The 26,721-nt window shown below is 65.4% G+C and carries 25 protein-coding genes, 1 other RNA gene and 1 pseudogene; 7 read left to right on the top strand and 20 right to left on the bottom strand.

The window, feature by feature from the left end; genetic code table 11:
* Positions 1–3: 3 nt before the first annotated feature.
* The 6 genes from ACVINW_RS23200 to miaA all read right to left on the bottom strand — a co-directional run bounded on the left by ACVINW_RS23200 (position 4) and on the right by miaA (position 6,473).
* Complete coding sequence (locus ACVINW_RS23200) at positions 4–879, bottom strand: EamA family transporter (protein ID WP_456753435.1); 876 nt, start codon at positions 877–879, stop codon at positions 4–6.
* Positions 880–921: 42 nt separating this feature from the next.
* Complete coding sequence (locus tag ACVINW_RS23195) at positions 922–1,617, bottom strand: class I SAM-dependent methyltransferase (protein ID WP_456753434.1); 696 nt, start codon at positions 1,615–1,617, stop codon at positions 922–924.
* A gap of 3 nt (positions 1,618–1,620) precedes the next feature.
* Positions 1,621–2,163: an acetolactate synthase small subunit gene (gene ilvN / locus ACVINW_RS23190; protein WP_016841057.1), complete on the bottom strand. Its 543-nt coding sequence runs from the start codon at positions 2,161–2,163 to the stop codon at positions 1,621–1,623.
* Positions 2,164–2,184: 21 nt separating this feature from the next.
* Entirely contained in the window at positions 2,185–3,171 is a 987-nt protein-coding gene (locus ACVINW_RS23185; RefSeq protein WP_456753433.1) for a threonine dehydratase, read from the bottom strand.
* A gap of 153 nt (positions 3,172–3,324) precedes the next feature.
* Positions 3,325–5,100, bottom strand: coding sequence for an acetolactate synthase 3 large subunit (locus ACVINW_RS23180; RefSeq protein WP_456753432.1), 1,776 nt, complete (start codon positions 5,098–5,100; stop codon positions 3,325–3,327).
* Positions 5,101–5,543: 443 nt separating this feature from the next.
* Complete coding sequence (miaA, locus tag ACVINW_RS23175) at positions 5,544–6,473, bottom strand: tRNA (adenosine(37)-N6)-dimethylallyltransferase MiaA (RefSeq protein ID WP_456753431.1); 930 nt, start codon at positions 6,471–6,473, stop codon at positions 5,544–5,546.
* On the opposite strand from miaA, the gene serB reads away from it, so the two are divergent.
* Positions 6,472–7,386 (top strand): phosphoserine phosphatase SerB, encoded by a 915-nt coding sequence (serB, locus tag ACVINW_RS23170; protein ID WP_456753430.1) that lies wholly within the window; start codon positions 6,472–6,474, stop codon positions 7,384–7,386. The genes miaA and serB overlap by 2 nt on opposite strands.
* A 144-nt stretch (positions 7,387–7,530) precedes the next feature.
* Here the strand turns inward: serB and ACVINW_RS23165 are convergent, their stop codons facing one another.
* The 12 genes and pseudogenes from ACVINW_RS23165 to ACVINW_RS23110 form a co-directional block, all read right to left on the bottom strand.
* Positions 7,531–9,030, bottom strand: coding sequence for a Do family serine endopeptidase (locus tag ACVINW_RS23165; protein ID WP_456753429.1), 1,500 nt, complete (start codon positions 9,028–9,030; stop codon positions 7,531–7,533).
* A 167-nt stretch (positions 9,031–9,197) separates the two neighbouring features.
* Positions 9,198–9,398, bottom strand: coding sequence for a DUF2065 domain-containing protein (locus ACVINW_RS23160; protein WP_456753428.1), 201 nt, complete (start codon positions 9,396–9,398; stop codon positions 9,198–9,200).
* 109 nt (positions 9,399–9,507) lie between these two features.
* Complete coding sequence (gene hflC, locus ACVINW_RS23155) at positions 9,508–10,407, bottom strand: protease modulator HflC (protein WP_456753427.1); 900 nt, start codon at positions 10,405–10,407, stop codon at positions 9,508–9,510.
* Complete coding sequence (gene hflK / locus ACVINW_RS23150; protein ID WP_456753426.1) at positions 10,404–11,543, bottom strand: FtsH protease activity modulator HflK; 1,140 nt, start codon at positions 11,541–11,543, stop codon at positions 10,404–10,406. Before hflK ends, hflC begins: the two co-directional genes overlap by 4 nt.
* 144 nt (positions 11,544–11,687) lie before the next feature.
* The gene (locus tag ACVINW_RS23145) at positions 11,688–12,200 is read right to left on the bottom strand and encodes a dihydrofolate reductase (RefSeq protein WP_456753425.1); all 513 of its coding nucleotides are present in this window, start codon (positions 12,198–12,200) and stop codon (positions 11,688–11,690) included.
* Positions 12,200–12,685, bottom strand: a complete 486-nt coding sequence (locus tag ACVINW_RS23140) for an N-acetyltransferase family protein (RefSeq protein WP_456753424.1) — start codon at positions 12,683–12,685, stop codon at positions 12,200–12,202. Before ACVINW_RS23140 ends, ACVINW_RS23145 begins: the two co-directional genes overlap by 1 nt.
* On the bottom strand, positions 12,685–13,479 hold the full coding sequence (locus ACVINW_RS23135) for a thymidylate synthase (protein ID WP_456753423.1): 795 nt from the start codon (positions 13,477–13,479) through the stop codon (positions 12,685–12,687). The genes ACVINW_RS23140 and ACVINW_RS23135 overlap by 1 nt, the downstream gene beginning before the upstream one ends.
* A 186-nt stretch (positions 13,480–13,665) precedes the next feature.
* Positions 13,666–14,646: a tripartite tricarboxylate transporter substrate-binding protein gene (locus ACVINW_RS23130; RefSeq protein WP_456753422.1), complete on the bottom strand. Its 981-nt coding sequence runs from the start codon at positions 14,644–14,646 to the stop codon at positions 13,666–13,668.
* Between the two features lie 185 nt (positions 14,647–14,831).
* Positions 14,832–16,346: a tripartite tricarboxylate transporter permease gene (locus tag ACVINW_RS23125; RefSeq protein ID WP_456753421.1), complete on the bottom strand. Its 1,515-nt coding sequence runs from the start codon at positions 16,344–16,346 to the stop codon at positions 14,832–14,834.
* Positions 16,347–16,353: 7 nt separating this feature from the next.
* Entirely contained in the window at positions 16,354–16,854 is a 501-nt protein-coding gene (locus ACVINW_RS23120; protein WP_456753420.1) for a tripartite tricarboxylate transporter TctB family protein, read from the bottom strand.
* A gap of 93 nt (positions 16,855–16,947) precedes the next feature.
* Positions 16,948–17,121: pseudogene (locus ACVINW_RS23115) on the bottom strand (chromate transporter); the annotation flags it as partial.
* Positions 17,122–17,181: 60 nt separating this feature from the next.
* On the bottom strand, positions 17,182–17,568 hold the full coding sequence (locus tag ACVINW_RS23110) for a chromate transporter (RefSeq protein ID WP_456753419.1): 387 nt from the start codon (positions 17,566–17,568) through the stop codon (positions 17,182–17,184).
* Positions 17,569–17,667: 99 nt separating this feature from the next.
* Between ACVINW_RS23110 and ssrA the strand changes: the two genes are divergently transcribed.
* The 6 genes from ssrA to ACVINW_RS23080 all read left to right on the top strand — a co-directional run bounded on the left by ssrA (position 17,668) and on the right by ACVINW_RS23080 (position 21,467).
* Positions 17,668–18,032, top strand: a transfer-messenger RNA (tmRNA) gene (gene ssrA / locus ACVINW_RS23105).
* A gap of 144 nt (positions 18,033–18,176) precedes the next feature.
* Positions 18,177–18,692, top strand: a complete 516-nt coding sequence (locus ACVINW_RS23100) for an SspB family protein (RefSeq protein ID WP_456753418.1) — start codon at positions 18,177–18,179, stop codon at positions 18,690–18,692.
* Between the two features lie 180 nt (positions 18,693–18,872).
* Positions 18,873–20,288 carry a class II fumarate hydratase gene (gene fumC / locus ACVINW_RS23095; RefSeq protein ID WP_456753417.1) on the top strand — a complete coding sequence of 472 codons (1,416 nt, stop codon included), beginning with the start codon at positions 18,873–18,875 and terminating at the stop codon, positions 20,286–20,288.
* 277 nt (positions 20,289–20,565) lie between these two features.
* On the top strand, positions 20,566–20,784 hold the full coding sequence (locus ACVINW_RS23090) for a DUF4169 family protein (RefSeq protein ID WP_456753416.1): 219 nt from the start codon (positions 20,566–20,568) through the stop codon (positions 20,782–20,784).
* Positions 20,781–21,056 (top strand): ribbon-helix-helix domain-containing protein, encoded by a 276-nt coding sequence (locus ACVINW_RS23085; RefSeq protein ID WP_021077181.1) that lies wholly within the window; start codon positions 20,781–20,783, stop codon positions 21,054–21,056. The genes ACVINW_RS23090 and ACVINW_RS23085 overlap by 4 nt, the downstream gene beginning before the upstream one ends.
* A 57-nt stretch (positions 21,057–21,113) precedes the next feature.
* A complete protein-coding gene (locus tag ACVINW_RS23080) occupies positions 21,114–21,467 on the top strand; it encodes a VOC family protein (protein ID WP_456753415.1) in 354 nt (117 codons plus the stop codon).
* A gap of 63 nt (positions 21,468–21,530) precedes the next feature.
* Here the strand turns inward: ACVINW_RS23080 and ACVINW_RS23075 are convergent, their stop codons facing one another.
* Together ACVINW_RS23075 and ACVINW_RS23070 are read right to left on the bottom strand one after the other, a co-directional pair.
* Positions 21,531–25,277, bottom strand: coding sequence for an AsmA family protein (locus ACVINW_RS23075; RefSeq protein ID WP_456753414.1), 3,747 nt, complete (start codon positions 25,275–25,277; stop codon positions 21,531–21,533).
* Positions 25,278–25,476: 199 nt separating this feature from the next.
* Positions 25,477–26,709: a cytochrome P450 gene (locus ACVINW_RS23070; protein WP_456753413.1), complete on the bottom strand. Its 1,233-nt coding sequence runs from the start codon at positions 26,707–26,709 to the stop codon at positions 25,477–25,479.
* Positions 26,710–26,721 lie beyond the last annotated feature (12 nt).

The following is a 26,721-nucleotide window of genomic DNA, read 5'->3' as shown; positions in this document are numbered from 1 at the left end:
CCCTCACGCGACCTTCGGCAGCGCTTTTGGCCGCTTCGACAGCAGCATCACGGCAATGCCGGCGATCACCGTGACCATGCCGGCGAGCCGCAGCGGCCCGAACCTCTCACCGAACACGATGCTGGAGGCGGCGGAGCCGACGAACGGCACCAATAGCGCGAACGGCACCACCTGCGCCGCCGGATAATCCCGCAGCAAGCGGCCCCACAGCCAATAGGCGATGCTGGTCGAGATGCCGCCGAGGCAGAGCACGCAGGTCAGCCCGGTCAGCGACATGTGGCTCAGCGCCTGCCAGGTCGGCTGCGGGCCGTTGCTGATCAGGGTCAGCACCGCGAGCGGCACGGCGGCCGACAGGCACAGCCAGGCAAACAGGTCGAACATCGGCGCGGCGTGCGCCTGCCGCAGCAACAGATTTCCGATCGCGAAGCTGATCGGACAGACCATCAGAATGACAAAGGCCGAGACGCTGAAATCGTAACCGACCGTGCCGCAGATCATCAGCAAGCCGAACGCGGCGATCGCCACCCCGATCGCCTGCGTCCGCGTCGGCATCTCGCCGAACGCGATCGCAGCGAACGCAATGGTGAACAGCGCCTGGCTCTGCACGACCACGCTGGAGAGGCCAACCGGCACGCCATGCGCGATCGCGAAGGCCTGCGCGAGGAACTGGCCGAGGAACAGCGTGAAGCTGATTGCGATCAGCAGCGGCCAGGACACGCCGGGTTTGCGCAGGAACAGGCACGGCAGCGCGGCGACGGCGAAGCGCAGCGTCGTCATCAGCTCCGGCGAGAACTCGTCGAGCGCGATCCGGCTCGCGACGAACGCAAGTCCCCAGATCACCGCGACCATGACGGCGATGCCAACATCGGCCGGCTTCATTGTTGTTCTTCTTTTGCTTCCGTTTCGCTACGTCGGTCGGGATCAGATCTGTTCATCCGGCTTCGGCTTGCGCAGCAGATAGGTGCCGTGCAGCGGCGCGTGATAGTCGGCGGCGACCAGCGTGAAGCCGGTCTCGGTCAGCATGCGCTCCATCACCCAGCCGAAGGTCGAGTACTCGTCGCGCATGTGGGTCATCACGCTTTCGCGCTCGAAATCGTGGTTCTTGATCGAGAAATCGGCCCAGCCCTCGACGTCGCGATCGACGCCGTCGGGCATGCTGACGAACACCATGTCGCGCAGATAGAAGTTCGCGCCGGGCTTCAGCGCGTTGAATATCCGCGACAGCGCCACGGCCTTCCAGAAATCCGGCAGATGATGCAGCGTGAACTCGCTGACGATCAGATCGTAGGAGTTCGGCTGATAGGCAAAGGACAACAAGCCGGCCGGCTGGGTCCGGATCTTCGCCTTGCGGTCGCGCGCGTAGATTTCGGCCAGCCCGATCATCGCCGGCGAGATGTCGATGGCGTCGACCTCGGCGCCCATCAGCGCCGCCTCGGTCGCCAGCACGCCGTTGCCGCAGCCGATATCGGCGATCCGCCAGCCCGGCTTGACGCCGAGCATAATCAGCGCCTGACGGGCGCGGACGTCGCTGTCCTCGCTGACGTCATAGATCGAGGCCACCGCGGTATCGAGACCGACCTGCCGCCGTTGCGTGTAGTACCAGTCGCGCGCCAACATTGTTCACATCCCTTCCGGCCCACGCGTGATCGCGGCCACCCCGGTTCGTGACACCTCGACCAGCCCCAGCGGGCGCATCAGGTCGATGAACTGACTGATCTTGGACGAATTGCCCGTGATCTCGAACACGAAGCTCTCGGTCGTGGCGTCGATCACCCGGGCGCGGAACGCATCCGCCAGCCGCAGCGCTTCGACGCGGTGATCGCCGCCGCCCCGCACCTTGACCATCGCGAGCTCGCGCTCGATCGAGCTGCCGGTCAGCGTCATGTCGACGACGCGGTAGACCGGGATCATGCGGTCGAGCTGATGCTTGATCTGCTGGATCACCATCGGCGTGCCGGTCGTGACGATGGTGATCCGCGAGAGATGTTTCTGGCTCTCGGTCTCCGAGACGGTGAGGCTTTCGATGTTGTAGCCGCGGCCGGAGAACAGCCCGATCACGCGCGCGAGCACGCCGGGCTCGTTCTGCACCAGGACGGACAGCGTGTGGGTCTCGTTCGGATCGTGACGCTCTTCGAGGAAGTAGGCGGATGCGGGCTGGTTCATGGTCGTCCCCTTACATTCTGTTCACGCCACCGCCCGCTGGGCGGCCGGCGCAGCATCCGTCCCGATCCAGGTCCGGAACAGATCGAAATCGATATTGCCGCCGCTCAGGATCAGGCCGACCCGCTTGCCGGCGAGCCTGGCCTTTTCCTGCAGCGCGGCTGCAAGCGCCGCGGCACCCGCGCCCTCGGCGAGATTGTGGGTGTCGGTCCAGTAGGCGCGGATCGCCTGGCCGACCTCGTCGTCGGTAACCTGCACGATGCGCGAGGCGCCCTTCTGGATCAGCGCGAACGCTTCCGCGTCCGGAATCCGCGTCGCCATGCCGTCGGCCAACGTGTTGCTGGTCGCGGTGCTCACGATCTTGCCGGCCGCAAACGACAGCGCGTAGGACGGCGCCTCGGTCGACTGCACGCCGACGATCTCGGCCTTCAATCCGAGCAGGTCGCGCGCCATGATGCAGCCTGAGATGCCGGAGCCCTGCCCGATCGGCACGTAGAGAATGTCGAGGTCGGGCGCCGATCGGAACAGTTCGAGCGCGTAGGTCGCAACACCCAGCACCAGGTCGGTGTGGAACGACGGCACCATGTGCAGGCCGGCGAACTGGGCGCGGCGCTCGGCCTCCTCGCGCGCGGCCTGGAAGTCCTCGCCATGCTCGACGAGCTCGGCGCCGAACGCGTGCATGGCACGGTTCTTCTCGACCGAGTTGCCGCGCGGCACGTAGATGGTCGCCGGCACGCCGTGACGGCCCGCGGCAAACGCCAGGCTCTGGCCGTGATTGCCGCGTGTCGCCGAGATGATGCCGGGCACGTCTGGCCGCTCGCGCTTCAGCCGCTCGAGATAGACCAGGCCGCCGCGCACCTTGAAGGCGCCGGTCGGCGTGTGATTCTCATGCTTGACCACGACCTCGGTGCCGAGCCGCTCGGCCAGCAACGGCCACGCATATGCCGGCGTCGCCGGCACCGCGGCGCCGACGATCCTGTGCGCGCGCTCGAGCTCGTTGAGGTCAAACATCTTGGCTTCCGGTCGTTCCGCTCTTTCTATCGTCATCCCCGCGAAAGCGGGGATGCAGTATTCCAGAAACGCCCGAGAGCAATCGAGCTGCCGCGGCGTACTGGATCGCCCGGTCAAGCCGGGCGATGACGCTAGAGTTTGTGTCGTACATCATCACACCAGCGCCTTGCCGCCGGAGAACGCCTTCGCGGTCGCCTCGTCGGTGGCTTCTTCCGGCAGCAGCATCTCGTTGTGCGCCTTGCCCGACGGGATCATCGGGAAGCAGTTCTCGAGCGCCGCGACGCGGCAGTCGAACAGCACCGGACGCTTGATCGAGATCATCTCCTTGATCGCGCCGTCGAGATCGGACGGCTTGGTCGCCTGCAGCCCGACGCAGCCATAGGCGTCGGCGAGCTTGACGAAGTCCGGCAGCGCCTCCGAATACGAGTGCGACAGGCGGTTGCCGTGCAGCAGCTGCTGCCACTGCCGCACCATGCCCATGTACTGGTTGTTCAGGATGAATATCTTGATCGGCAGCTCGAACTGCACCGCCGTCGACATCTCCTGGATCGTCATCTGCACCGAGGCGTCGCCGGCGATGTCGATCACCAGACTGTCCGGATGCGCCACCTGGACGCCGACCGCGGCCGGCAGGCCGTAGCCCATGGTGCCGAGCCCGCCCGAGGTCATCCAGCGGTGCGGCTCCTCGAAGCCGAAGAACTGCGCCGCCCACATCTGGTGCTGGCCGACCTCGGTCGTGATGTAGGTGTCCTTGCCGCGGGTCAGCTCGAACAGGCGCTGGATCGCGTATTGCGGCAGGATGATATCGTTGTTCTTGCGGTACGACAGCGAGTTGCGCGCACGCCATTGCGCGATCTGCTGCCACCACGCCTTGATGTCCGGCTTCCTGGCTTCCGCCTTGAACACCTGCAACAGGTCGCCGAGCACATTGCCGCAGTCACCGATGATCGGCACGTCGACGCGGATGTTCTTGTTGATCGAGGACGGATCGATGTCGATGTGGATCTTCTTGGAACCGGGCGAGAACGCGTCGGTGCGACCGGTGATGCGGTCGTCGAAGCGCGCGCCGACGCACAGCATGACGTCGCAATCATGCATGGTCATGTTGGCCTCGTAGGTGCCGTGCATGCCCAGCATGCCGAGCCAGTTCGGCCCCGATGCCGGATAGGCGCCGAGCCCCATCAGGGTCGAGGTGATCGGAAAGCCGGTCGCCTCCACCAGCTGGCGCAGCAGCTGCGAGGCCTCGGGACCGGAATTGATCACGCCGCCGCCGGAATAGATCACGGGGCGCCTGGCGCTGGCGAGCATCGCCACCGCCTTGCGGATCTGGGTCGCATCGCCCTTGACGCGCGGCGTGTAGGAGATGTGCACGTCGGATTTGCGCGGCGGATGATAGGTGCCGGTGGCGAACTGCACGTCCTTCGGCACGTCGACCACGACCGGGCCGGGCCGGCCGGTGGTGGCGACATAGAAGGCCTCGTGCAGCACCCTGGCGAGGTCGTTGACGTCGCGCACCAGCCAGTTGTGCTTGGTGGCGGGCCGCGTGATGCCGACGGTGTCGCACTCCTGGAAGGCGTCGTTGCCGATCAGATGGGTCGGCACCTGGCCGGTGATGCAGACCAGCGGGATCGAATCCATCAGCGCGTCGGTCAGCGGCGTCACCATGTTGGTGGCGCCGGGCCCCGACGTCACCAGCACCACGCCCGGTTTGCCGGTCGAACGCGCATAGCCTTCGGCGGCGTGGCCGGCGCCCTGCTCGTGGCGGACCAGGATGTGCTCGACCTCGCTCTGCTGGAAGATCTCGTCGTAGATCGGAAGCACCGCACCGCCGGGATAGCCGAAGACATGCTGCACGCCGTGATCGATGAGCGCGCGCACGATCATCGCGGCGCCGGTCATCTGATTGGGATCGTGGCTCTTGTCGGTCATGGTTCGCTCCGGATGCGCTTGTTTTTGCGCGGCTTTTGTCAGTTCTCGTCAGTTCGGCTTCAGGCAATAAAAAGGGGCCCCAGAGGCCCCATGCACACCGCCCGAATTTGGATGGCCGCTAGCCATCCCCGGCGGTGTGCCTGGGTACGACGGCGATAAGCAGTTTGGTAATAATGTTGCGCACGAGACGACCCAGTCTTCCCAAAGGTTGCGCGAACATAGCGGCCAAAGCCCGAATGTCAAGGCAAGGCAAGCACTTTCGCGATTTTTGAAGTGTAACGGGGTTCCGGCCCTTCGGCGAGTGTTTTTGCGCTGGCGAACGCGCATGGCTGACGGGCGTGTGGCGGCGTGAGGCCTCTTGTAGCCCGGATGGAGCGCAGCGAAATCCGGGGCGAGCGCTTCCTGGGGTAAGATTCCCCGGATTGCGCTTCGCTCCATCCGGGCTACCGGATCCGTCCTTGCAGCCACGCCGTCGCCGCCTCCGGCGCCACCCATTCGAATTCCGGCAGCTGGTGGCGAAACCAGGTGAACTGGCGCTTGGCGTAATGGCGGGTATCGGCCCGTCCGATCTCGGCGGCCTCCTCCCGGCTGATCTCCCCCCTGAGGTGCCGGATCAGCGCCGGCACGCCATGGGCCTTCATCGCCGGCAGCAGCGGATCGAGCCCGCGCTCGGCCAGCGCCGCGACCTCGTTAAGCGCCCCCGCATCGAGCATCGTGCCGAACCGGGCGTCGATCCGGGCATAGAGCTGCGCGCGGTCCGGCGCGAGGAACAGCGCATGGAATTCACCAGGCGGCAGCAGCGGCGGCAGACCCTCACGATGCCAGTCCGGCAAAGGCCGGCCGGTGGCCTCGACGACCTCGAGCGCCCGGGCGATGCGGGTGCGGTCGCGCGGCTTCAGCCGTTCGGCCGACACCGGATCGCGCGCGGCGAGCTCGGCATGCAGCGCCTCGACGCCGTGCTGCTCCAGCCTTGCGCGGACATCGTCGCGCACAGTGGAGGGAATCGGCGGCACCGCCGACAGGCCGCGCGTCAGCGCCTTGAAATACAGGCCGGAGCCGCCGATGAATATCGGCAGGCGCTTGTCCGCACGCGCCTCGCCGAGCGCCTTGGTCGCATCCGCCACCCAGGCGCCGGCGGAGAAATTCACGCCGGCGTCGACTTGGCCGTAGAGCCGGTGCGGAACCAGCGCCTCTTCGCTCACGGTCGGCCGCGCCGTGATGATGCGGAGGTCGCGATAGACCTGCATCGAGTCGGTGTTGATCACAACCCCGCCGGTCCGCTGCGCGAGCGCTAGCGCCAGCGCCGACTTGCCGCTGGCGGTCGGCCCTGCGATAAGCACTGCCTTGTCCAACAATCCCGAATCCGCCTGCATGTCCCTCGTTGCCACGCTGATCTGCAATCCTGCAAGCCCCGCGCTCGACTCCACCATCGTCGACGGCGCGCGGGCCGCGCTGCCCTCACCCGGCCCGGCGCAGTGGCTGTTCAACGAGGTCGCCGTCGACATCCCGTTCGAGAGCCCGAATTCCGACGGCGAGGCCAGCCGGGACGACATCAAGGCCGTCGAAGCGCGGCTGCGCCAGGCCCGTGGCGACCTGCCGATCGACATTGTCGTGCAGCCTCGGATCGGCCGGCGCAAGAAGCTTTTTCTGGCCGACATGGATTCCACCATGATCGGCCAGGAGTGCATCGACGAACTCGCCGACTTCGCCGGGCTGAAGGCCCATGTCGCCGCCATCACCGAGCGGGCGATGCGCGGCGAGATCGAGTTCGAGCCGGCGCTGCGCGAGCGCGTGGCGCTGCTCAAGGGCTTGCCGGTCAGCGTCGTCGACGAGGTGCTCGACAAACGCATCACGCTGACGCCGGGCGGCCGCGAGCTGGCCATGACCATGCGCGCGCACGGCGCCTATACCTGCCTCATCTCGGGCGGCTTCACCCTGTTCACCCAGGTGGTCGCGGCCAAGGTCGGCTTCCAGGAAAACCGCGCCAACCGGTTGCAGGTCGAGAACGGCGAGCTGACCGGCGAAGTGGTCGAGCCGATCCTCGGCCGCGCCACCAAGCTCGCCACCCTGATCGAGCTCACCGAATCCTTCGACCTCGACGATATCGACACGCTGGTGGTGGGCGACGGCGCCAACGATCTCGGCATGATCCAGGCCGCGGGCCTCGGCGTCGCCTATCACGCCAAGCCGGCAGTCGCGGCCGCCGCCGCAGTCCGGATCGACCACGGCGATCTCACCGCGCTGCTGTATGCGCAGGGCTATCGGCGGGATGAGTTCGTGGCGTGATAAGGCTCATGCAGCCTGTCGTCCCCCGCGAAAGCGGGGGACCGAGCATTCCAGAGACGTCGATGGAAGATGGCGAGGCCGCGGCGTACTGGATCCCCCGCTTTCGCGGGGGATGACACTCTATGACTGAGGCGCCGCTCTGCCTTACTGCACACCCAACGCGACGAAGCGCAGTTCGCCGTCGCCGTTGGAGACCAGCAGCAGCACGGACTTCTTGCCGTCCTTTTTTAGCTGGTCGACGCGCTTCTTGATGTCGGCGGCACTGGCCACCGCCTCCTGCGCCACCTCGACGATGACGTCGCCGGCCGACAGCCGCTTCTCGGCAGCATCGGAGGCATTGTCGACGCCGGTGACGACAACGCCCTTCACGCTGTCCTTGATCTTGTATTTGGTGCGCAGGTCCTTGCTCAGCGCCGCCAGGTCGAGACCGAGCGCCTTCTGGGTCACCGGCTTCTCGGCAGTGTCGTCCTTCGGCTTGGCGTTGGCCTGCTGGACCTTGTCGGTGTCCTCGAGCCGGCCGAGCGTGACTTTGCGGGTCTCCTCATTGCCCTTGCGGATGATGACGACGTCGACTTCCTTGCCGACCGCGGTGTCGGCGACGATGCGCGACAGATCCTTCGGGTCCTTGACGTCCTTGCCGTCGAACTTGACGACGACGTCGCCGGGCTCGATGCCGGCCGGCTTGGCCGGGCCCTTGTCGTCGATGCCGGCCACCAGCGCGCCGCGCGCCGGCTTGATGTTGAGGCTGTCGGCGATCTCGTCGGTGACCTGCTGGATGCGCACACCGAGCCAGCCGCGGCGCAGCTCGCCGAACTTCTGCAACTGGTCGACGACGCCGGCCACCGTCTTCGACGGCACCGCAAAGCCGAGGCCGATCGAGCCGCCGGTCGGAGAGATGATCAGCGTGTTGACGCCGATCACCTCGCCGTCGAGGTTGAACAGCGGACCGCCGGAATTGCCGCGATTGATCGCGGCGTCGGTCTGGATGTAGCTGTCATACGGGCCCTGGCTGATGTCGCGGTTCTTGGCCGAGACGATGCCCGCGGTCACCGTGCCGCCGAGGCTGAACGGGTTGCCGATCGCGACCACCCAGTCGCCGAGGCGGATCTTGTCGCTGTCACCGAACTTGACCGCAGTCAGCGGCTTCGGCGGCTTGAACTTCAGCACCGCAAGGTCGGTCTTCTTGTCGACGCCGACCAGCTCGGCCTTGATCTTGGTGCCGTCGTTGAGGATGACGTTGATCTCGTCGGCGTCGGCGATGACGTGATTGTTGGTGACGACGATCCCCGCGGTGTCGACGATGAAGCCGGAGCCGAGCGAGTTGGTCTTGCGCGGCTGGAACTCGCCGCCCTTCTCGCCGCCCTTGCCGGGCGGCCCGCGGCGGTTCTTGAAGAAATCGTCGAAGAATTCCTCGAACGGCGAGCCCGGCGGCAGCTGCGGCATCGCGCCGCCGCTCTTGGCCTCGATGGTCTGCGAGGTCGAGATATTGACGACGGCGTCGATCACCTTCTCGGCGATGTCGGCGATACCCTCGGGTCCGCGCGCGAACGCCGGCACGGAGCTCAGCATGCTCGCAGCACCGATCGAGATCGCGGCCCCCATCATGCGGAGGCGGCGGCTCAGGGCTGGTCTGGCAGCGATCATGTCGGAGTTTCTCCAGGCAAACGGGTTCAAACTAGCTCGTTAGAGAGTGCGCCCGAACGGGCATATGGCGCAAGCATCTCAGCCGGGCATTTCGGCGAAAAACCGGCGGCGCGAGGCTCACGATTATGTTGATTCCGGCGCGATCTGCCCGGCGGAACAGGCAATGTTCAGCGCCGCACCACCCAGATCAGGATTAGCCCGGCGACCGCCGAGCCGATGCCGACGATCCGCAGGACGTTGTCGGGCGTGGCGAGCGCGCTCTTCATCGCCCGGCGCATCCAGGCAGGGCTTGCCGCGAACAGGATGCCTTCGAGCACGAACAGGATTCCCAACCCGATGAGGAAGTCGCCGAACGCTATTGACCTCATCGGATGGCAACCTCCCCGCACGATGTTGTTATTCTTGAAACGGCAGCGACGCGTTGTCCGCGTCGCTGCCAAGCCGTGATGTTCAAGGCGCTACGTTCAAGTCGTGACGTTACTGTTTCGCCGCGGCGGCCGCCTCAGGCGGCTTGCCGCTGGCACTGCCGAAGTATTTGAAGAATTCCGAGTCCGGCCGCAACAGGAAACGCGTGTCGTTGGGCTTGAGGCCGTTCTCATAGGCCGTCATCGAGCGGTAGAACGCGAAGAAGTCCTTGTCCTTGCCGTAGGCTTCGGCGAACAGGCGGTTGCGCTCGGCATCGCCCGCACCGCGGGTCTGATCCGCCGCCGAGTTCGCCTCGGCGACGATCACGGTCGCTTCGCGGTCGGCCTTGGAACGGATTTCCTGCGCCTTCTGGTCGCCCTGGGCACGGAACTCGGCCGCCTCGCGCTGACGCTCGGTCTTCATCCGGTCATAGACCGCCTGGCTGTTCTGCTCCGGCAGGTCGGCGCGGCGGATCCGGACGTCGACAACCTCGATGCCGTAGCCGTCGGCTTCCTTGTCGAGCTGCTCGCGGATCCGCGACATCAGCTTCTCGCGTTCGTCACGCACCACCGTGATGAAGTTGACCTCGCCGAGCACGCGGCGCAGCGCCGCGTTCAAGAGCGTGGTCAACTGCAAATTGGCGGCCTGGATCGACCCGACGCTGGTGTAGTAGCGCAGCGCATTCTTGATGCGATAGCGCGCAAAGGCGTCGACCACGAGTCGCTTCTGGTCGGAGGCGATCACTTCCTGCGACGGATTTTCGAGATCGAGGATGCGCTTGTCGACATTGATCACCGAATTCCACGGCGCCTTGAAGTGCAGGCCGGGATCGGTGACGACCTCAACCGGCTCGCCGAACCGCAGCACGATGGTCTGCTCGGTCTGCTGCACGGTGAACACCGAGCTGTAGCCGACGGCAAGAACGATGAAGAGAACGATCAGGGACAGGATGCCGGTGACGGGGGACCTCATCGGGTGGCTCCCTGCTGGCCGGTCGTGGTCGGCGGTGCCGGCGGACGCTTCGTCGTCAGCTCGCCGAGCGGAAGATAGGGCACGATGTTCTGGCCCTGGCCGCCGTCGTAAACCAGCTTCTCGGAGCCGCCGAGCACTTTTTCCATGGTCTCCAGATAGATGCGCTCGCGCGTCACGTCGGGTGCCTTCTTGTACTCGTCATAGACCTTGAGGAAGCGCGCGCTCTGGCCCTTGGCCTCGGCGACCGCCTGCTCCTTGTAGCCTTCGGCGGCCTGCTGGATCTGCGCGGCACGGCCGCGCGCTTCCGGCACGATCCGGTTGGCGTAGGTCTGCGCCTCGTTCTGCTTGCGCTCGAGGTCGGCGCGTGCCGCCTGCACGTCGCGGAACGCGTCGATCACCTGCGCCGGCGGATCGACCTTCTGCATCTGCACCTGCGTGATCTGGATGCCCGCATTGTAGGTATCGAGCGTCTTCTGCATCAGCTCCTGGACGTTCTGCTCGGTGACGTTGCGCGCCCCGGTCAGGATCGGCTGGATCTGCGAACGACCGATCACCTCGCGCATCGCGCTTTCGGCAACCGCCTTCACGGTGCCTTCCGGATTCTGGATGTTGAACAGATACGCGCCGGCCCCGCCCGGCTTGATGCGCCAGAGCACGGTGAAGTCGACGTCGACGATGTTTTCGTCGCCGGTCAGCATCAGGCTCTCTTCCGGCACGTCGCGCATGGTGCGGCCGCGCCGTGCGGGATCGTCGATCAGGGTCATGCCGATCGAGATCGTGTTGACGCGCAGCGCCTTCGGCAGCAGCACCGTCTCGATCGGATATGGCAGGTGATAGCGCAGGCCCGGCTGCGCATCGCGGTCATACTTGCCGAAGCGCATGACGACGCCGAGCTCCTCGGACTGGACGCGGAAGATGCCGGTCGCAAACCAGATCGCGAGCGCAGCAACCAGCACCAGCGCGATGCCCATGCCGCTGAAATGGCCGCCGGGCAGCCACTGCTGGAGGCGGTCCTGGCCGCGCCGCAGCAGATCCTCAAGATCCGGCGGCCTCGGCCCGGCTGACTGCGGACCCGTGCCCCACGGCCCTTTCGGACCCGAGCCCCATGGCCCCCCGCCTTGATTTTTCCACGGCATCAAACATCTCCTCGGCAAGCCCGGACGGGACGCCCCGGCTCGAATGTCCGGCCCGGTTATAGGGGACCGTCAGGGCCCTTACAACGCAAGCTTCCTGGCCGGACGAGCTATGCGCCGGGGCATAATTGTCAATGCAAACATTGGTTAACGTTGGCCGCGCCGACGATATGTCACATAGGAGAAGTCGACGCTGTCGTCCGGGCCTGCCGGATTCCGCACGCGCGCGACCTCCTCCCACACCTTGGTGTCGATCTTGTCGAACCGTGTATCGCCGTCAGGCCGGGCGTGGACCTCGGTGATCTCCAGGCGATCGGCCGTGCCCATCCATTGCGCATAGATCTCCGCGCCCCCGATGATCGCGATTTCAGTGGCGAAACGCCGCAGCGCGTCACCAAGCGCAATTGCACGCGCGTTCTCGAACGAGTTCGTGACGAGGGCGCCGCGCGCGCGATAATTCGGATCGCGCGTCACCACGATGTTGGTGCGCCCCGGCAGCGGCCTGGGCAGGGATTCGAACGTCTTGCGTCCCATCACGATCGGCTTGTTCAGCGTGATCGCCTTCAAGCGCCGCAGGTCCGATTTCAGCCGCCACGGAATTGCGTTATTGTTTCCGATCACGCCGTTCTCGGCGACCGCGACGACGAGCACGACTTCCATCAGCGCGGCCCTTCCGCAAGCGCCGACAGCGCCGCGCCGGAGACGCGGCAAATCGTCCACTCGTCCATCATCTCGGCACCGAGCGACTTGTAGAACGCGATCGACGGCGCGTTCCAGTCGAGCACCGCCCATTGCAGGCGCGACCAGCCATTGGCGAGACATTGCTTGGCCAGATGCACCAGCAGCGCCTTGCCGATGCCCTTGCCGCGCAGTGCCGGACGCACGAACAGGTCTTCGAGATAGATGCCGTGGCGGCCGGCGAAGGTCGAGAAATTGACGAACCAGACGGCGAAGCCGGCCGGCTCGCCGTTCCATTCCGCGATGTCGCAATAAAGCCGCGGGCTGGCGCCGAACAGCGCCTCGGCGATATCGGCCTCGCTGGCATGGACCTCGTGCAGAAGCTTTTCGTAGTCGGCGAGCTCGCGGACCAGCGAGAGCACCAGTCCGGCCTCATCGGGGCGCGCGCGGCGGATGGTCAGCGACATCAGACCGCGACTTCGGCCTTGATGTGCGGATGCGGGTCGTAGCCTTCGAGTTTGAAGTCCTCGTAGCGGAACGCGAAGATATCCTTCACGTCAGGGTTGATCGCCATCGTCGGCAGCGGCCGCGTCGGCCGCGTCAATTGCAGGCGCGCCTGCTCGAGATGGTTCGAGTAGAGATGCGCATCACCGAGCGAGTGAACGAAATCGCCGGGCTTCAGTCCGGTCACCTGCGCGACCATCATGGTCAGGAGCGCATAGGAGGCGATGTTGAAGGGCACGCCGAGGAAGACGTCGGCCGAGCGCTGATAGAGCTGGCAGGAGAGCTTGCCGTTGGCCACATAGAACTGGAACAGGCAGTGGCACGGCGGCAGCGCCATCTTGTCCACCTCGGCCGGATTCCAGGCGCTGACGATCAGCCGCCGCGAATCCGGGTTGCGCTTGATCATCTCGATCACGTTCGAAATCTGGTCGATGCTGCGGCCATCGGGCGCGGGCCAGGAGCGCCATTGCGACCCGTAGACCGGGCCGAGATCGCCATTGGCGTCGGCCCATTCGTCCCAGATCGTGACGCCGTTGTCGTTGAGATATTTGATGTTGGTGTCGCCGGCGAGGAACCAGAGCAGCTCGTGCACGATCGCCTTCAGCGGCAGCCGCTTGGTGGTCAGCATCGGGAAGCCGGCCGACAGGTTGAAGCGCATCTGGTGGCCGAAGATCGACAGCGTGCCGGTGCCGGTGCGGTCGTGCTTCTCCGCACCATCGGCGAGGATGCGTTCGAGCAGGTCGTGATACTGGTTCATGACAGGTTCTTGGCGGTCTTTTCGGAGCTTCGAGAGAACGGCGAATGTAGCGGCGAGGGCCGCCGGTCGACACGCTGATTCGGCTGAACGCACCGATTATACCCTGAAAAATGAACACTCCCCCGGCAAACGACAAGGGGCGGAACTCGCGTTCCGCCCCTCGCCTATCCACTTGTTTGCGCTGGATTAAGTTGCCGGTTTCAGCACCGGGGTCCACTTCGCGATCTCGTCCTTGACCAGGGCAGCGAGCGCCTCCGGCGTGCGGCTGGTGGGCGCCGGGATCACGCTGCCGAGCTCGAGCAGGCGCTTGCGGACATTGTCGTCGTCGAGCGCCTTGATGGCCGCGCCATTCAGCGTGGCGATGATGGCGGGCGAAGTTCCCTTCGGCGCGAAAATCGCGTTCCAGGCCTGGGCCTGGAACGTCGGCAGGCCGGCTTCCCTCGTGGTCGGCACGTCAGGCAGCGACGGATTGCGCTCGGGGGTCGCAACCGCATAAGCCTTGATGGTGCCGGCGTTGATCTGCGGGACCGCATTGACGATCTGGTCGCACATGTAATCGACCTGGCCGGCGACCAGCGCGTTCATCGCAGGTCCCGTTCCGTTGAAGGGCACGCCGACCGGCTTGATGTCGAGGATCGAGTTCAACAGCTCGCAGGAGGCGTGCGACACCGAGCCGATGCCGGCATGCGCGGCGTTGACCTTCTCGGCATTGGCCTTCACGTAGGCGACGAACTCCTTGAGATCCTTCGGCGGGAAATCCTTGCGGGCAAGGATCAGGATCGGCGTGCCGGCGAGCAGCGCGACCGGCTCGAAATCCTTTTCCGGGTGATAGGCAAGCTTCGGATAGAGCGGCACGGACGCGGCGTGCGTGCCCATATGTCCGGTGACCAGCGTGTAGCCGTCATTGCCGGCGCGTGCGGCGCGCGTCGTCGCCGTGGTGCCGCCGGCGCCGACCACATTCTCGATGACGATGCTCTGGCCGAGCGTCTGCGCCATATGCGCGGTGACGATGCGCGAGATGACGTCGGTCGGACCGCCGGCTGCGAACGGCACGATCATGGTGATGGTGCGGGTCGGATAATTCTGCGCGGATGCCGGCACGGCGAATGCACCGAGCGCGGCAAATGCCGACAGGCATGCGCCCGCAAGCGAGCGAATGGACATCATCTCGATTCCTCCCGGGAACGTTTGACCAATAAAAATGCCGGCCAAATCGGCCGGCATTTTCATTTCATGAGACGACATCGAGTGTCGATTCGACTTCCGCCTGCGGCGCGCCGACGCAGGGCCGGAGCTTCCTGTTTGAGCATGATCTATCCGGAAAACCGCTTTACACTTTTCCGGATCATGCTCTAGCCCTCGGACTCCACGAACACTTCGTCGCGCTTCGCACGCAAGGTCGGCAACACGGCAAGCACCAGGAGACCTGCCGCGATCGCCAGCAGCACCGCCGACAGCGGCCGCGAGACGAACACGCTCCAGTCGCCGCGCGAGATCAGTAGCGCGCGACGCAGATTCTCCTCCATCAGCGGGCCCAGCACCATGCCGAGCAGCAGCGGCGCCGGCTCGAAATCGTGCTTGATCAGCCAGTAGCCGATGAGACCGAACGCGCCGGCGAGAACGACGTCGACCGGCGCGTTGTTCACCGAGTAGATGCCGATCGCGCAGAACACCACGATCGAAGGGAACATCAGCCGGTACGGCACGCGCAGCAGGCGGACCCAGATGCCGACCAGCGGCAGGTTGATGATGATCAGCATCAAATTGCCGATCCACATCGAGGCGATCATGCCCCAGACCAGGTCGGGCTGCTTCTGCATCACCTGCGGGCCCGGCACGATGCCATGAATGGTCATCGCGCCGACCATCAGCGCCATCACCGCGTTCGGCGGGATGCCCAGCGTGAGCAGCGGGATGAACGAGGTCTGCGCCGCGGCATTGTTGGCGCTTTCCGGCGCCGCCACGCCCTCGATCGCGCCGCGGCCGAACCGCGATGGATTCTTCGCCAGCTTCTTCTCCAGCGTGTAGGCCGCGAACGACGCGATCACGGCGCCGCCGCCCGGCAGGATGCCGAGGATCGAGCCGAGCACGGTGCCGCGCAGGATCGCTGGCGTGGAGTCCGCCAGATCCTTCCTGGTCGGCATCAGGCCGGTGATCTTCTGCTGCACCAGATTGCGGTCCATCTCCGCGCCATGGTCGAGGTTGCGGATGATCTCCGCGAAGCCGAACACACCCATCGCCACGGTGGCGAAGCCGAGGCCGTCGGCAAGTTCCGGGATGTTGAAGGCCATGCGCGAGGCGCCGGTCTCGATGTCGGAGCCGACCATCGACAGCAGCAGGCCGAACACGATCATCGCGATCGCCTTCAGCACCGAGCCCTTGGCGAGCACCACGGCAAAGATCAGGCCGAGCACCATCAGCGAGAAATATTCGGCCGGACCGAACGCCAGCGCGAGCTTGGTCAGCGGCGCGCCGAGCACGGCGATCAGCACGGTCGCGACGCAGCCGGCGAAGAACGAGCCGATCGCTGCGATCGCGAGTGCCGGACCGGCGCGGCCCTGCCTGGCCATCTGGTGGCCGTCGAGCGCGGTCACCACCGAGGTCGCCTCGCCGGGAATATTGACCAGGATCGAGGTGGTCGACCCGCCATATTGCGCACCGTAATAGATGCCGGCGAGCATGATCAGCGCGCCAACCGGCGGCAGGCCGAAGGTGATCGGCAGCAGCATGGCGACGGTGGCGATGGTGCCGATGCCCGGCAGCACGCCGACCAGCGTGCCGACCAGCGCACCGATCAGACACATCAGAAGGTTGATCGGCGAGAAGGCGACCGCGAAACCATGGGCGAGATTGGCAAACAGTTCCATCACGCCCTCACTGGATCAGGAAACGCGGGAACATCGGCATCGGAAGTCCCAGTACATAAGGAAACAGCAGCGCGCAGCCGATCGTCAGGCAGGCACCGACAATGATGGCTTCGATCCATTTGGTCTCGTGCGAGCCGAGCGCCGCGATCAGGAAGGCGGCAAAGGCGGAGACCACGAGCCCGAGCGGCCGGATCGCGACTGCGAAGAACACGATGGCTGCGGACACGAACAACGGGCCGCGCCAGGAATAGGCCGCGATGTCAGGGCCGTCCTTGAGAATGCCCATCAGCGCGACGGCGCCGCCGAGCAGCAGCAGCAGCACGGCAAACATCCGCGGCGCAGTCCCGGCACCGAACGAAAATCCGTGCATGCCCTGCAGATCGCTCGAGGCCCACAACGCAAACAGCGCAACCGCGACCATGGCGAGCCCGCCGATGAAGTCCTGCGGGCCGCGTATCCATTCCGGCAAGATCGATTTGACCGGCGCCTCGCTCGGCGTATCGCTCATGACTTCGCTTCCCCCGTCAGGGCTGTCCCGCCCGTTTTGATTGAATGGCTTGGCTTGTGATGCGTTGACCGCAAGCCTTGCTAGCGATTTTCATCAGACAACGCCAGCGAAACCCAGGAGACCTCCGGCAAGCAACATCCACAAAGGATTGATCCGCGTGGCAAATGCAAGCGCGGCTGCGACAATGGTGATCAGGACCGCGATCCAACTTTGGTCTGATGTCCGCGCCACGATCAGGCCGGAGGCAGCCATCAGGCCGATCGACAGCGAAGACCGCTGATGGAATGACGAGGCCTGCGACATCACGCCGCTTCAGCAGCGGCTTCATCATCTTGAGGACGACGGCAAACAGCAGCCCGACCGCGGCACAGGCGACGCCTGCAAGCGTTCGGCGCAACATGACGCCATCGCCGTAGCGGGCGTAGAGCGCGGCCAGCATGGGTCGCGATCACCATCGATGGCCCGACCAGCCCGTCGAAACACGACCGACAGGTTGACGATGTTCGGACCCGGCAGGAAATGGCACAGCGCGAGGGTCTCGTTGAACTCCTCCGCCGTCATCCAGCGGCGCTGCTCGACGATCGACCGCCGGGCCCAGACCAGCACCCCGCCGAAGCCGGCCAGCGACATCTTGGCGAACGCCAGGAACAACTCGAACAGGCCGGGCTGGTTGGGCGGCGATGGGTCGGAAGGCATCCGGCGCCGGGGCGGCAACCGGCGGGAATTCCGGAGGCATGGACGGATGCTAGAACGCCACCCGGAGGCGGACCACCCCAATTTGGTGTGTTTTCACAGCCGAAAGGGCCTGAATCGGCTCTGTTTTTCTACGACTTTGCCGCTATATTGGGGGTGCCGGTTCGCCGGCTATGGAAATAAATGGCCGTCGCAATAAACCATTCGGACCCGGGGGCGGTACCCGGCGCCTCCACCAAAACCCATCCCAAACCCTTGTTTCGGTGGCTTTTGGCGGGGGCGAAATAGGATCGACGAGGGCGTAAAGGGCGTGTTTTTTCTCGGTATGGTTCCGCCGTTATCGGGCTAATGCAATAGTTGCCAACGACAACTTTGCTCCGGTTGCTCAGGCTGCGTAACGCAGTTTGAAAGACCATCTTAAAGTCCTAGCGGGTTAAGCTCCGCTAGGCGGGGTTCGGAGGCACCTGGCAACAGAAGCCTCCACTTTATTTCCAATCGGGCGTCCGCCCGCATTTCAGCCACCAGCCCTGCTGATTTCCGGCTCCCGGCGGGGTAGCATATCGCCAAAAGGGCGAGTCGGATCGACCGGCGCGGCCTTGCCGACCATTTTTCGAAGCGACAGGATCACCATGGCGACCGATCACATCCGATATGACGTGCTGGCGCGCGATGCGCTGCGCGGGGTGCTGCGCCGGGTGCTGTCCGACGCCGCCGAGCATGGCCTGCCGGGTGAGCACCATTTCTACATCACCTTCCTGTCGCATGGCGACGGCGTGAAGCTGTCGCCCCGGCTGCTCGCCCAATATCCGGAAGAGATGACCATCATCCTCCAGCACCAGTTCTGGGATCTGGTGGTGACCGAGGATCGCTTCGAGGTCGGCCTGTCGTTCGGCGGGATTCCGGAGCGGCTGACCGTGCCGTTCGCCGCGGTGACCCGCTTCCTCGATCCGTCCGCGCCGTTCGATCTGCGCTTCGACGTCTCGGACGCGCTGTCCGAGGAGGCCGCTCCCGCTGCGGCGCCGGCCGCTCCCCTGCCCGCACCTGCTGCCCGCGTCGAGGCCGAGACGGCCGAGACCGAGCAGGAGCCCGACAAGCCCAGCGAAGGCGCCGAGGTGGTGCGGCTCGACCGTTTCCGCAAGAAGTAATCTAAGCGCAGTTCACTCCGCGACCTTGTAGGATGTTGGTGAGGACCGGGATGACAGATCGTCATCGCGGACTATCTCTGCATGAATGAACGTGCCTTCGCGCGGCCGCCGTCGCGTTGCCGGGCCGGAAAACCCGGCGGCCTGCCGGGCCACGTTCTGATGACGCAACGGAGAGCATCCATGGCTCAATCGACCACAGCATCCAACGCCGCCACCCGCAGCGAGACCGACAGCTTCGGCCCGATCGACGTTCCCGCCGACCGCTACTGGGGCGCGCAGACCGAACGCTCGCGGCAGAATTTCAAGATCGGCCACGATCGGATGCCGATCGCGATCGTCCACGCGCTTGCCATGGTGAAGCTCGCGGCCGCCGAGACCAATCGCGAACTCGGCCAGCTCGATGCGCGCCGCGCCGACGCCATTGCCGGCGCAGCGAAGGAAGTGATCGACGGCAAGCTCGACGATCATTTTCCGCTGGTCGTCTGGCAGACCGGCTCCGGCACGCAGACCAACATGAACGTCAACGAGGTGATCGCCAACCGCGCCAACCAGATGCTCGGCGGCGAGCTCGGCGCCAAGCAGCCGATCCATCCGAACGATCATGTCAACATGAGCCAGTCCTCGAACGACTCGTTCCCGACCGCGATGCATATCGCGGCCGCAAGCCGCATCATCGCCGACCTGATCCCCGCGCTCACCGAGCTGCATCAGGCGCTGCACCGGAAGCAGGAGGCGTTCGCCAAGATCGTGAAGATCGGACGCACGCATACCCAGGACGCGACACCGCTGACGCTCGGCCAGGAATTCTCCGGCTACGCCGCGCAGGTCGAGAGCGGCATCGCGCGCTTGCACACCGCCGTGAAGGAGCTGTTTCCGCTGGCGCAGGGCGGCACCGCCGTCGGCACCGGCCTCAACTCGAAGCCGGAATTCGCCAACGCCTTCGCGAAGCATGTCGCCGAGATCACCAGGCTGCCGTTCACCAGCGCGGCGAACAAGTTCGAGGCGCTGGCCTCCAACGACGCCTATGTGCTGGTGCACGGCGCGATCAACTCGGTGGCGACCGGGCTGTTCAAGATCGCCAACGACATCCGCTTCCTCGGCTCCGGCCCGCGCTCCGGTCTCGGCGAGCTGATCCTGCCGGAGAACGAGCCGGGCTCGTCGATCATGCCGGGCAAGGTCAACCCGACCCAGTGCGAAGCCATGACGATGGTCTGCTGCCAGGTGTTCGGCAATCAGACCACGATCACCGTTGCCGGCAGCCAGGGCCATTTCGAGCTCAACGTGTACAAGCCAGTTTTGGCATATTGTATGATAAATTCCATTCAGTTGCTGTCTGACGTTGTCCGCTCATTTACTGAGCATTGCGTTGACGGCATACGCGCCGACGAAAAGCGCATCAACGAACTGATGCAGCGCTCGCTGATGCTGGTGACCGCGCTCGCACCGAAGATCGGTTACGACAACGCAGCCAAGGTCGCCAAGTCGGCGCATACGCACGGAACGACGCTGAAGGAAGAGGCTTTGCGGCTTGGATTTGTGTCTGCCGATGAATTTGATCGCCTCGTGCAGCCGGACAAAATGACACACCCCGGCTGAACGGGCGACGCGCAATGTCCGGATAATTACGGTCAGCGCGCGTGATATAATTATGGACCATAACGCCTAAAGACTAAGGCCCGTTACCTATCAGCTCTGCGCTGGCGCGTGGTACAGACGTCTAGTTTTCGCAGAGCGAAACGGATTCTTTGATGCTATCAGAAGCATCAAATGGGGATTCGGGATGAATATCGAGCCGGGCGCGCAGTGCAGTCGCTCTTGCTTTCGTCACGATGCATCACCAATTCCGCTTTGGGGACGATTGAGGACGACGAGCATGGGCGACGTGGTCAACCTGAAACGATTCAAGAAGCGCAGTGAGCGCGAACAAGCAGCCAAGCAGGCCGAAGCCAATCGTGCGCTATTCGGTCGCACCAAATCCGAGCGCGCGCGTGACGAATTTCTCGACGAGCGCAATGCGCGTGTGCTCGATCAGCACCTTCTCAATCAGCACCTTCTCAATCAGCAGCGTATCGAAAGTGGAGACGCATCATGAAGTCTCCCGTCGTTAAGCGTTCGATCGTGGTTGCCGGCCACAAGACCAGCGTCAGCCTCGAAGAGGCCTTCTGGAACGGCATGAAGGAGATTTCCGGACTGCGGAACATGACGCTGTCGGAATTGGTCGGCGAGATCGACAGCAACCGTCAGCAGGGCAATCTGTCCTCCGCGATCCGGCTTTTCGTGCTCGACTACTTCCGCTCGCGCGCCACGCCGGCCGTGCCGACGGATGTCAGGCCGCAGCAGGTCGATACGCGCCAGCAGGCCTGACCGCCTCTCCGACCGTCGCCATCGCGCAGACGGTCGCTCCACCGCGCAGACTTCCGCATGAAGGTCAATCGCATCGTCGCGAGCGTTGCCACAGCAGACATTGCGGCAGCGACGTCGTTCTATCGCGACATCCTCGGCCTCGCGTCGCTGATGGATTTCGGTTGGGTTGCGACTTACGGCTCATCCGAAACGATGCAGGTTCAAATCAGCTTCGCATCCGAAGGTGGCTCCGGCACGCCGGTGCCCGATCTCTCGATCGAAGTCGACGATCTCGACGAGGCCCTGCGCCGGATGACAGCTGCCCGCATCGCGATCGAATATGGACCGGCGGACGAGCCGTGGGGCGTGCGGCGGTTCTACGTCCGCGATCCCTTCGGCCGACTGATCAATATTCTCCAGCACCAGTCGTGAACCGCCTCGGCTCGACGCGGTTTCTTCACGCGAACCGGTAGCCGCGATGCCTTGAGGCGCGCTTCAGTTTTGCATGGCCGGCCGCGGCGGCGGATTGGCGACCTGCGGCGTCAGCGACAGCGGCGGGCGCAACGGCCGCAGCCTGGCCGCACCGGGTGCCGGCTTGACTTCGATCGGCGGCGGCAACGGCGCCACCTGGGGCTGGCCAGCAATCGGCGCGGGCGGCACGACGGCAGGTGCGGTGGCAACCGGCGGGACGATCGGCGGCCGCGGTGCCACGATCTTCGGCTTCGCAGGGACGCGGCGCGGATCGGGGCCGGGCGCCGGCAGATTGGCCGAAGGCACTGCCGCCGAATTTGGGTTGGACGCATCAGGCGCCGGACCGATGGTAGGCGAAAGCGCCGCAGGGGCCGGCGGCGGCGCCGGTTCGCCGCGCTCGATCGCGTCAAGCCGCCTGGTCTCGCGGTCGATCGCGCGCACCGCAAGCCACGACGACAACGCGCCAATGTCGATGCTGCGCGACAGCCCGTCGGGCGTGCCCACGGCAAGCAGCTGGATTTCCGGGCGACTGTTGGCGTTGCCAACCTGCGTCGATGCCAGTGCGGCGCGGATGTCGGCCTGATCGGCCGGAATGTCGTAGCCGCCGGACACGATGGCGTTGGCGCCGTTGGCCGCAAGCGTGGTGGCCGCGACACGGATGCGGCCGTCGCGGATGTTGAAGGGAATTTGCGCCGAGGCGATCGACAGCCCGCCGGCGGCGAGCGCCGGTTCGACGATCTGCCTCAGCTTGACATCGTCGGTCGCCTGCCCGGAATCGCTGGCGCGGATCGCGACGTCGAACGCACGCGGATCGAGACCCGGAAGGTTCAGCCCCTCCAGCGTCACGATGCCGCTGCCGGACATCGCACCGGTCAACGCCGCGGCACTACGGCCCTGCGTCAATAACGTCATCTGCATCGAAGCACGTGCCTTGGGCATCGCGAGACTGCGATAGCGCAGCGCCGACGCGTCGACGCCCGACAGCTGCACATTGGCGTTCAATGCAAGTCCGTTGACGCCCTGTCGCGCATCGATCGAGGCGGTCGCCTCGCCGCCGCCGATCTTGCCCTTGATGCCGTCGAAGGTCAGCGCCTGCCCGTCCGACCTGATCGTGCCGCTGACCGGCTGCAGCTCGGCGCCGCCCGGCAGCAGGCCGTGCAGCGCCTCGAACGTGACCTTGCCGCGCCAGGCGCTGGTGAGCCCGGTGCCGAGCGGCTCCGCCGCATCGTGGCCGGCCGCACCGATCGCGGCTGCGAAAATCGGCGCCAGCGTGATCTGATCGAGGCCGATTTCGCCGTCGATGCTCTTCTGATCGGCGAGCGTCAGCGCCAGACGGCCGCGCATCCGCGAACCGGCGACGATGCTGTCGAGATCGTCGAAGGTCAGCCGGTCGCCCGCGAGCGTCAGCTTCGACGACAGACGGATGTTCGCTGCCGGATCCGATGATTTCAGATTGAGCAGCGGACTGATGTCGGCGCTGCGGACGCGGAGGCTGACGCTCGATTTGCTCTCGCTCGCCCCATCCCTTGCCCCATCCTTGCTTCGGTCTTTGGACCACGGCTCCGCGCTGCCTTCCGCATCCGCGTCGAGCCCGGCACCCCAGAGCCGTGCCTTCAGTCGCAACGGCGCCTGCCATGCGCCGCTCACAGTGCCCTCGAATTGGGTCGCGCCCGCACCGGCGGCAACCACGCGGTCAAGCCCGAGCAGCGCCAGCAAGGCACGGCCTTCGCTGGCCGAGACCCTCGCTTCCGCCGTCACCTCGTTGCGCCGAAGCACATCGACATCCAGCGCACGGATCGCAGCCACCTGCGGCGTTGCCGAGATCACCGTACTGCCCTTCAGCTGCGGCGTGTCGAGATCGAGCGTCGCGCGCGCGCTGACCCGATCGGCGGCCTTGCCCTTGCCAAGGTCAAGCGCGAGCCTGGCACGGACCGGGCCGGCATCGGCGCGGAGCACGCCAAGCCGCGCGGCCAGCGCCGGCGCGAACGGCTGAACGACCGCGACCAGCCGGCCAAGCGAGGCGGCGCTCGCGTCGACTGCGAGCTTGCCGGTCGAATTGGCGCGGTCGAAATTGCCGCTCCCGTCAAGGGTGACATTGTCGGGCTGACCGATCTTCACGCGCTCGAGCACGATGCTCTTTTGGCTATAGGCGATCTTCGCCAGCAGCGGCCGCAATTCCTGCCCCGAGGAGATGGCACGCCCGACGTCGAGCGAGAGCTGCGCCTCGTCGGGCCATTCGGCCTGCGGACCGGCCAGCGAATGGATCAAGGCAGCGGTCGCATCGAGATCGAGCCGCTCCGCCTTCAACTGGGCTTCGACCCTGGAGCCGTTCGCGGCATCGCGATGAGCGACCGCGACGCGGCCCTCGAGCGTGCCGCTCTCGATCTCCGCCTTCATCGCATCGATCGAAAAGCCTGACGGCGACACCGTGACATCGCCGCGCAGCCGCAGCGGCTTCTGGCTGCGATAGGTGACATCGCTCCGCCCCTGCAGCCAGCCCATCAACGCATCGGGATCGGACGATTCGACATTGAGCGCGGTCTTGAAGCTGTTCGAGACCCCGGCTTGCGCGCTGGCGCCGCTCATCGAGACCCGCGTCGATCCCGGCGCGCGAAACTCCAGCCGGCGCACGGTCCACGATTTGGCATCCGATTGCAGCTCGGCCGAGATGTCCTGCAACGGACGCCCGCCGAGCATGATCTGCTCGAATGTCAGCTCCATCTGTGCCGGAATCGGACTTTGCGGCAGGCCCGACAACACCGCGCGTAATGCCGGCAGCACGCGCACCGGCTCGACATTGCCGTTGTTGCCGTCCTTGGCGCCATCTTTGGCCGCGAACTTGTCGCCGTCGAGCTGCCGCGCCGTGAGCGAGGCGCGCAGTAGCGGCGACGCGCCGAACCGGAGATCGCCGTTGCCCGTGAGCTTCAGTGCGCCGTCCTCGGCGCCATAGCTCACCTCGATCTGGTCGAGACGTGCCGCCGAATAATCCGATTTCACCTTGGTCGCGATCCGCCAGGGCGGCAGGTCGCTGCCGCCGCGCTGGCCCGGTGTCCCCGCCAGCGTCATCGTCCCCTCGAAGCGCGGCGTGCGGGCCTCGAAGGTCAGGATGCCGTCGAGATCGGCCGACACCGGCCGCTGCCCGGGATCGATGTTGAAATGCAGGCGGGTACCGCTGCCATCGGCGCTTTGCCCCGTCGAGATCCGAAACGGATAGCGGTTGCCGTCGAACATGAAGTTGCCGTCGCCACGGATCGCGCCGGCCAGCGAGCGGACGTCGCCGCTGAAGGCGATGTCATTCAGCTCCAGCGTGCTGTGGCTCGCGGCGTCATGCAGCGCAACGCGGCCGGTCAGGTTGAGCCGGTCGATCGCCAGCGAGGCCAGATTGAAGCTGCCGCTCGACGGCGACCAGTCGATCCGCCCCTTCGGATCGAGCCCGAGATCGAGCGACACGCCGTTGACGGTGAGCTCGTTGGCGCGCACCTCGCCGCGCATCAGCGAGCTCAGGCTGAACTCGACATCGAGACTGGCGGCCCGGACCTTGCCGAGGTCGTTGGTGCCGCCGACGCTGACGGTTTTCAACCGCAGCGAGGGCGCCGGGAGCAAACGCGCGTCGAGATTGCCGGCGACGCGCACCGGCGCGCCGATGATCTTGGACGCTTCCTCCTCGAACTGCGGCCTGAACTGGTTCCAGTCAACGAAATACGGACCGACCAGCGCGGCCACCAATGCAAGAATGAACGCGATTGCCAGGCCGAGCAGCGTCGTCTGCACGGTGTCTCCCTTTGAGCCCGCTCCGCGGCAGCCTCCTTATGCTGAACCTTTGCCAACCCTTGGCCGGAGCAACCCAAATATAGAGACAAGTATGGCGAAGTCACAGCGGCTTTACCGCTACAACGTTAATCGGACGGTGGTTTTCCGCTCAAGCGTGCGTGCGCCAGCTTCACGGCAGGGCCGCCCCCTTCCGGGAACGTCACCAGCTCGCCGGCAGCCGCTTCAGCCCGCGCAGCACGAAGGTCGGCCGCCACTCCGGATTTTCCGCGTCATCGAGCCGCAGGCCGGGGATCCGGCGCAGCAGGGTCGAGATCGCGATTTCGGCCTCGATCCGCGCCAGCTGGGCACCGAGGCAGAAATGGATGCCGCCGCCAAACGACAGCGGCTTCACGTTCGGCCGCTGGATATCGAGCTTCTCGGGATGGTCGGGATAAACCGCCGGATCGTGATTGGCGGAGCCGAGCAGGCACAGCACGCTCTCGCCCTTCGGGATGCGCTTGCCGCCGAGATCCTCAATGTCTTCCAGCGCGACGCGGCCAGTCATCTGCACCGAGGAATCGTAGCGCAGGAACTCTTCGATCGCATTGGTGATCAGGCCGGGATTGGCTTTGAGCAGCGCGAGCTGGTCCGGGTTGCGGAACAGCGCGAGGAGCCCGTTGCCGATCAGGTTCACGGTGGTCTCGTGGCCGGCGCCGAACAGCAGGATGATGTTGCCGGTGAGCTCCTCGTTGGTGAGCTTCTGGCCGTCCTCCTCCGCCTGCACCAGCTGCGTGGTGAGGTCGTCGCCGGGCTGCTTGCGCCGCAGCTCGAACAGCTGATGGAAGTACATCGCCGCCATCGCATTGCCGGCGTTGCCCTGCTTGATCTCCTCGGGTGTCAGCGGCACCGGCTCCAGCAGCCGGCCGCCGTCACGCGAGCCGTTATAGAAGGCCTCGCGATGCTCCTCCGGGATGCCGAGCATGTCGCAGATGATCGTGACCGGGAGGCGGAACGCGAAATCCTCGATCAGGTCCATCCTTCCTTGCGGAATGATGCGGTCGAGCGTCTCGTCGACGACGTGCTGGATGCGCGGGCGCATGTCCTCGACGCGGCGCGCGGTGAACGCCTTGACGACAAGGCCGCGCAGCCGCGTGTGATCGGGCGGATCCTGCTGCAGCATCCAGTGGCTCATGCTGCGAATGACCGGCTCGTCCATGATCTTGGGGCCGTAGCGGCGGATCGTACGCTCGACATAGTCCTTGCCGAACCGCTTGTCGCGCAGCACGAGGCTCGCCTCGGCATGGCGGCTGGCGACGAAGGCGCCATGCGCGTTGACGTGCATCGGATCGAGACGGCGCAGCCGCTCGTAATACGGATAGGGATTGCGAATGAATTCGGGGGCCAGTGGATTGAAAAGCGGATCGCCGCTCGCCGGCTGAACTTGCTCGTTCATGGTGACCTCGTT

The organism is Bradyrhizobium sp. USDA 4461 (assembly GCF_054055655.1).
This window is presented reverse-complemented; position numbering and strand designations above follow the sequence as displayed.

What these genes read in the sequence shown, in the direction of transcription:
- ACVINW_RS23135 (WP_456753423.1), bottom strand. Translation starts at nt 13,479, where the DNA reads ATGAACCAGTATCACGACCTGCTCGAACGCATCCTCGCCGATGGTGCG.
- ACVINW_RS23100 (WP_456753418.1), top strand. Translation starts at nt 18,177, where the DNA reads ATGGCGACCGATCACATCCGATATGACGTGCTGGCGCGCGATGCGCTG.
- hflK (WP_456753426.1), bottom strand. Translation starts at nt 11,543, where the DNA reads ATGCCGTGGAAAAATCAAGGCGGGGGGCCATGGGGCTCGGGTCCGAAA.
- ACVINW_RS23160 (WP_456753428.1), bottom strand. Translation starts at nt 9,398, where the DNA reads ATGAGGTCAATAGCGTTCGGCGACTTCCTCATCGGGTTGGGAATCCTG.
- ACVINW_RS23090 (WP_456753416.1), top strand. Translation starts at nt 20,566, where the DNA reads ATGGGCGACGTGGTCAACCTGAAACGATTCAAGAAGCGCAGTGAGCGC.
- ilvN (WP_016841057.1), bottom strand. Translation starts at nt 2,163, where the DNA reads ATGAACCAGCCCGCATCCGCCTACTTCCTCGAAGAGCGTCACGATCCG.
- hflC (WP_456753427.1), bottom strand. Translation starts at nt 10,407, where the DNA reads ATGAGGTCCCCCGTCACCGGCATCCTGTCCCTGATCGTTCTCTTCATC.
- ACVINW_RS23195 (WP_456753434.1), bottom strand. Translation starts at nt 1,617, where the DNA reads ATGTTGGCGCGCGACTGGTACTACACGCAACGGCGGCAGGTCGGTCTC.
- ACVINW_RS23200 (WP_456753435.1), bottom strand. Translation starts at nt 879, where the DNA reads ATGAAGCCGGCCGATGTTGGCATCGCCGTCATGGTCGCGGTGATCTGG.
- ACVINW_RS23125 (WP_456753421.1), bottom strand. Translation starts at nt 16,346, where the DNA reads ATGGAACTGTTTGCCAATCTCGCCCATGGTTTCGCGGTCGCCTTCTCG.
- ACVINW_RS23145 (WP_456753425.1), bottom strand. Translation starts at nt 12,200, where the DNA reads ATGGAAGTCGTGCTCGTCGTCGCGGTCGCCGAGAACGGCGTGATCGGA.
- ACVINW_RS23180 (WP_456753432.1), bottom strand. Translation starts at nt 5,100, where the DNA reads ATGACCGACAAGAGCCACGATCCCAATCAGATGACCGGCGCCGCGATG.
- ACVINW_RS23185 (WP_456753433.1), bottom strand. Translation starts at nt 3,171, where the DNA reads ATGTTTGACCTCAACGAGCTCGAGCGCGCGCACAGGATCGTCGGCGCC.
- ACVINW_RS23085 (WP_021077181.1), top strand. Translation starts at nt 20,781, where the DNA reads ATGAAGTCTCCCGTCGTTAAGCGTTCGATCGTGGTTGCCGGCCACAAG.
- fumC (WP_456753417.1), top strand. Translation starts at nt 18,873, where the DNA reads ATGGCTCAATCGACCACAGCATCCAACGCCGCCACCCGCAGCGAGACC.
- ACVINW_RS23130 (WP_456753422.1), bottom strand. Translation starts at nt 14,646, where the DNA reads ATGATGTCCATTCGCTCGCTTGCGGGCGCATGCCTGTCGGCATTTGCC.
- miaA (WP_456753431.1), bottom strand. Translation starts at nt 6,473, where the DNA reads ATGCAGGCGGATTCGGGATTGTTGGACAAGGCAGTGCTTATCGCAGGG.
- ACVINW_RS23165 (WP_456753429.1), bottom strand. Translation starts at nt 9,030, where the DNA reads ATGATCGCTGCCAGACCAGCCCTGAGCCGCCGCCTCCGCATGATGGGG.
- ACVINW_RS23120 (WP_456753420.1), bottom strand. Translation starts at nt 16,854, where the DNA reads ATGAGCGATACGCCGAGCGAGGCGCCGGTCAAATCGATCTTGCCGGAA.
- ACVINW_RS23140 (WP_456753424.1), bottom strand. Translation starts at nt 12,685, where the DNA reads ATGTCGCTGACCATCCGCCGCGCGCGCCCCGATGAGGCCGGACTGGTG.
- ACVINW_RS23080 (WP_456753415.1), top strand. Translation starts at nt 21,114, where the DNA reads ATGAAGGTCAATCGCATCGTCGCGAGCGTTGCCACAGCAGACATTGCG.
- serB (WP_456753430.1), top strand. Translation starts at nt 6,472, where the DNA reads ATGTCCCTCGTTGCCACGCTGATCTGCAATCCTGCAAGCCCCGCGCTC.
- ACVINW_RS23070 (WP_456753413.1), bottom strand. Translation starts at nt 26,709, where the DNA reads ATGAACGAGCAAGTTCAGCCGGCGAGCGGCGATCCGCTTTTCAATCCA.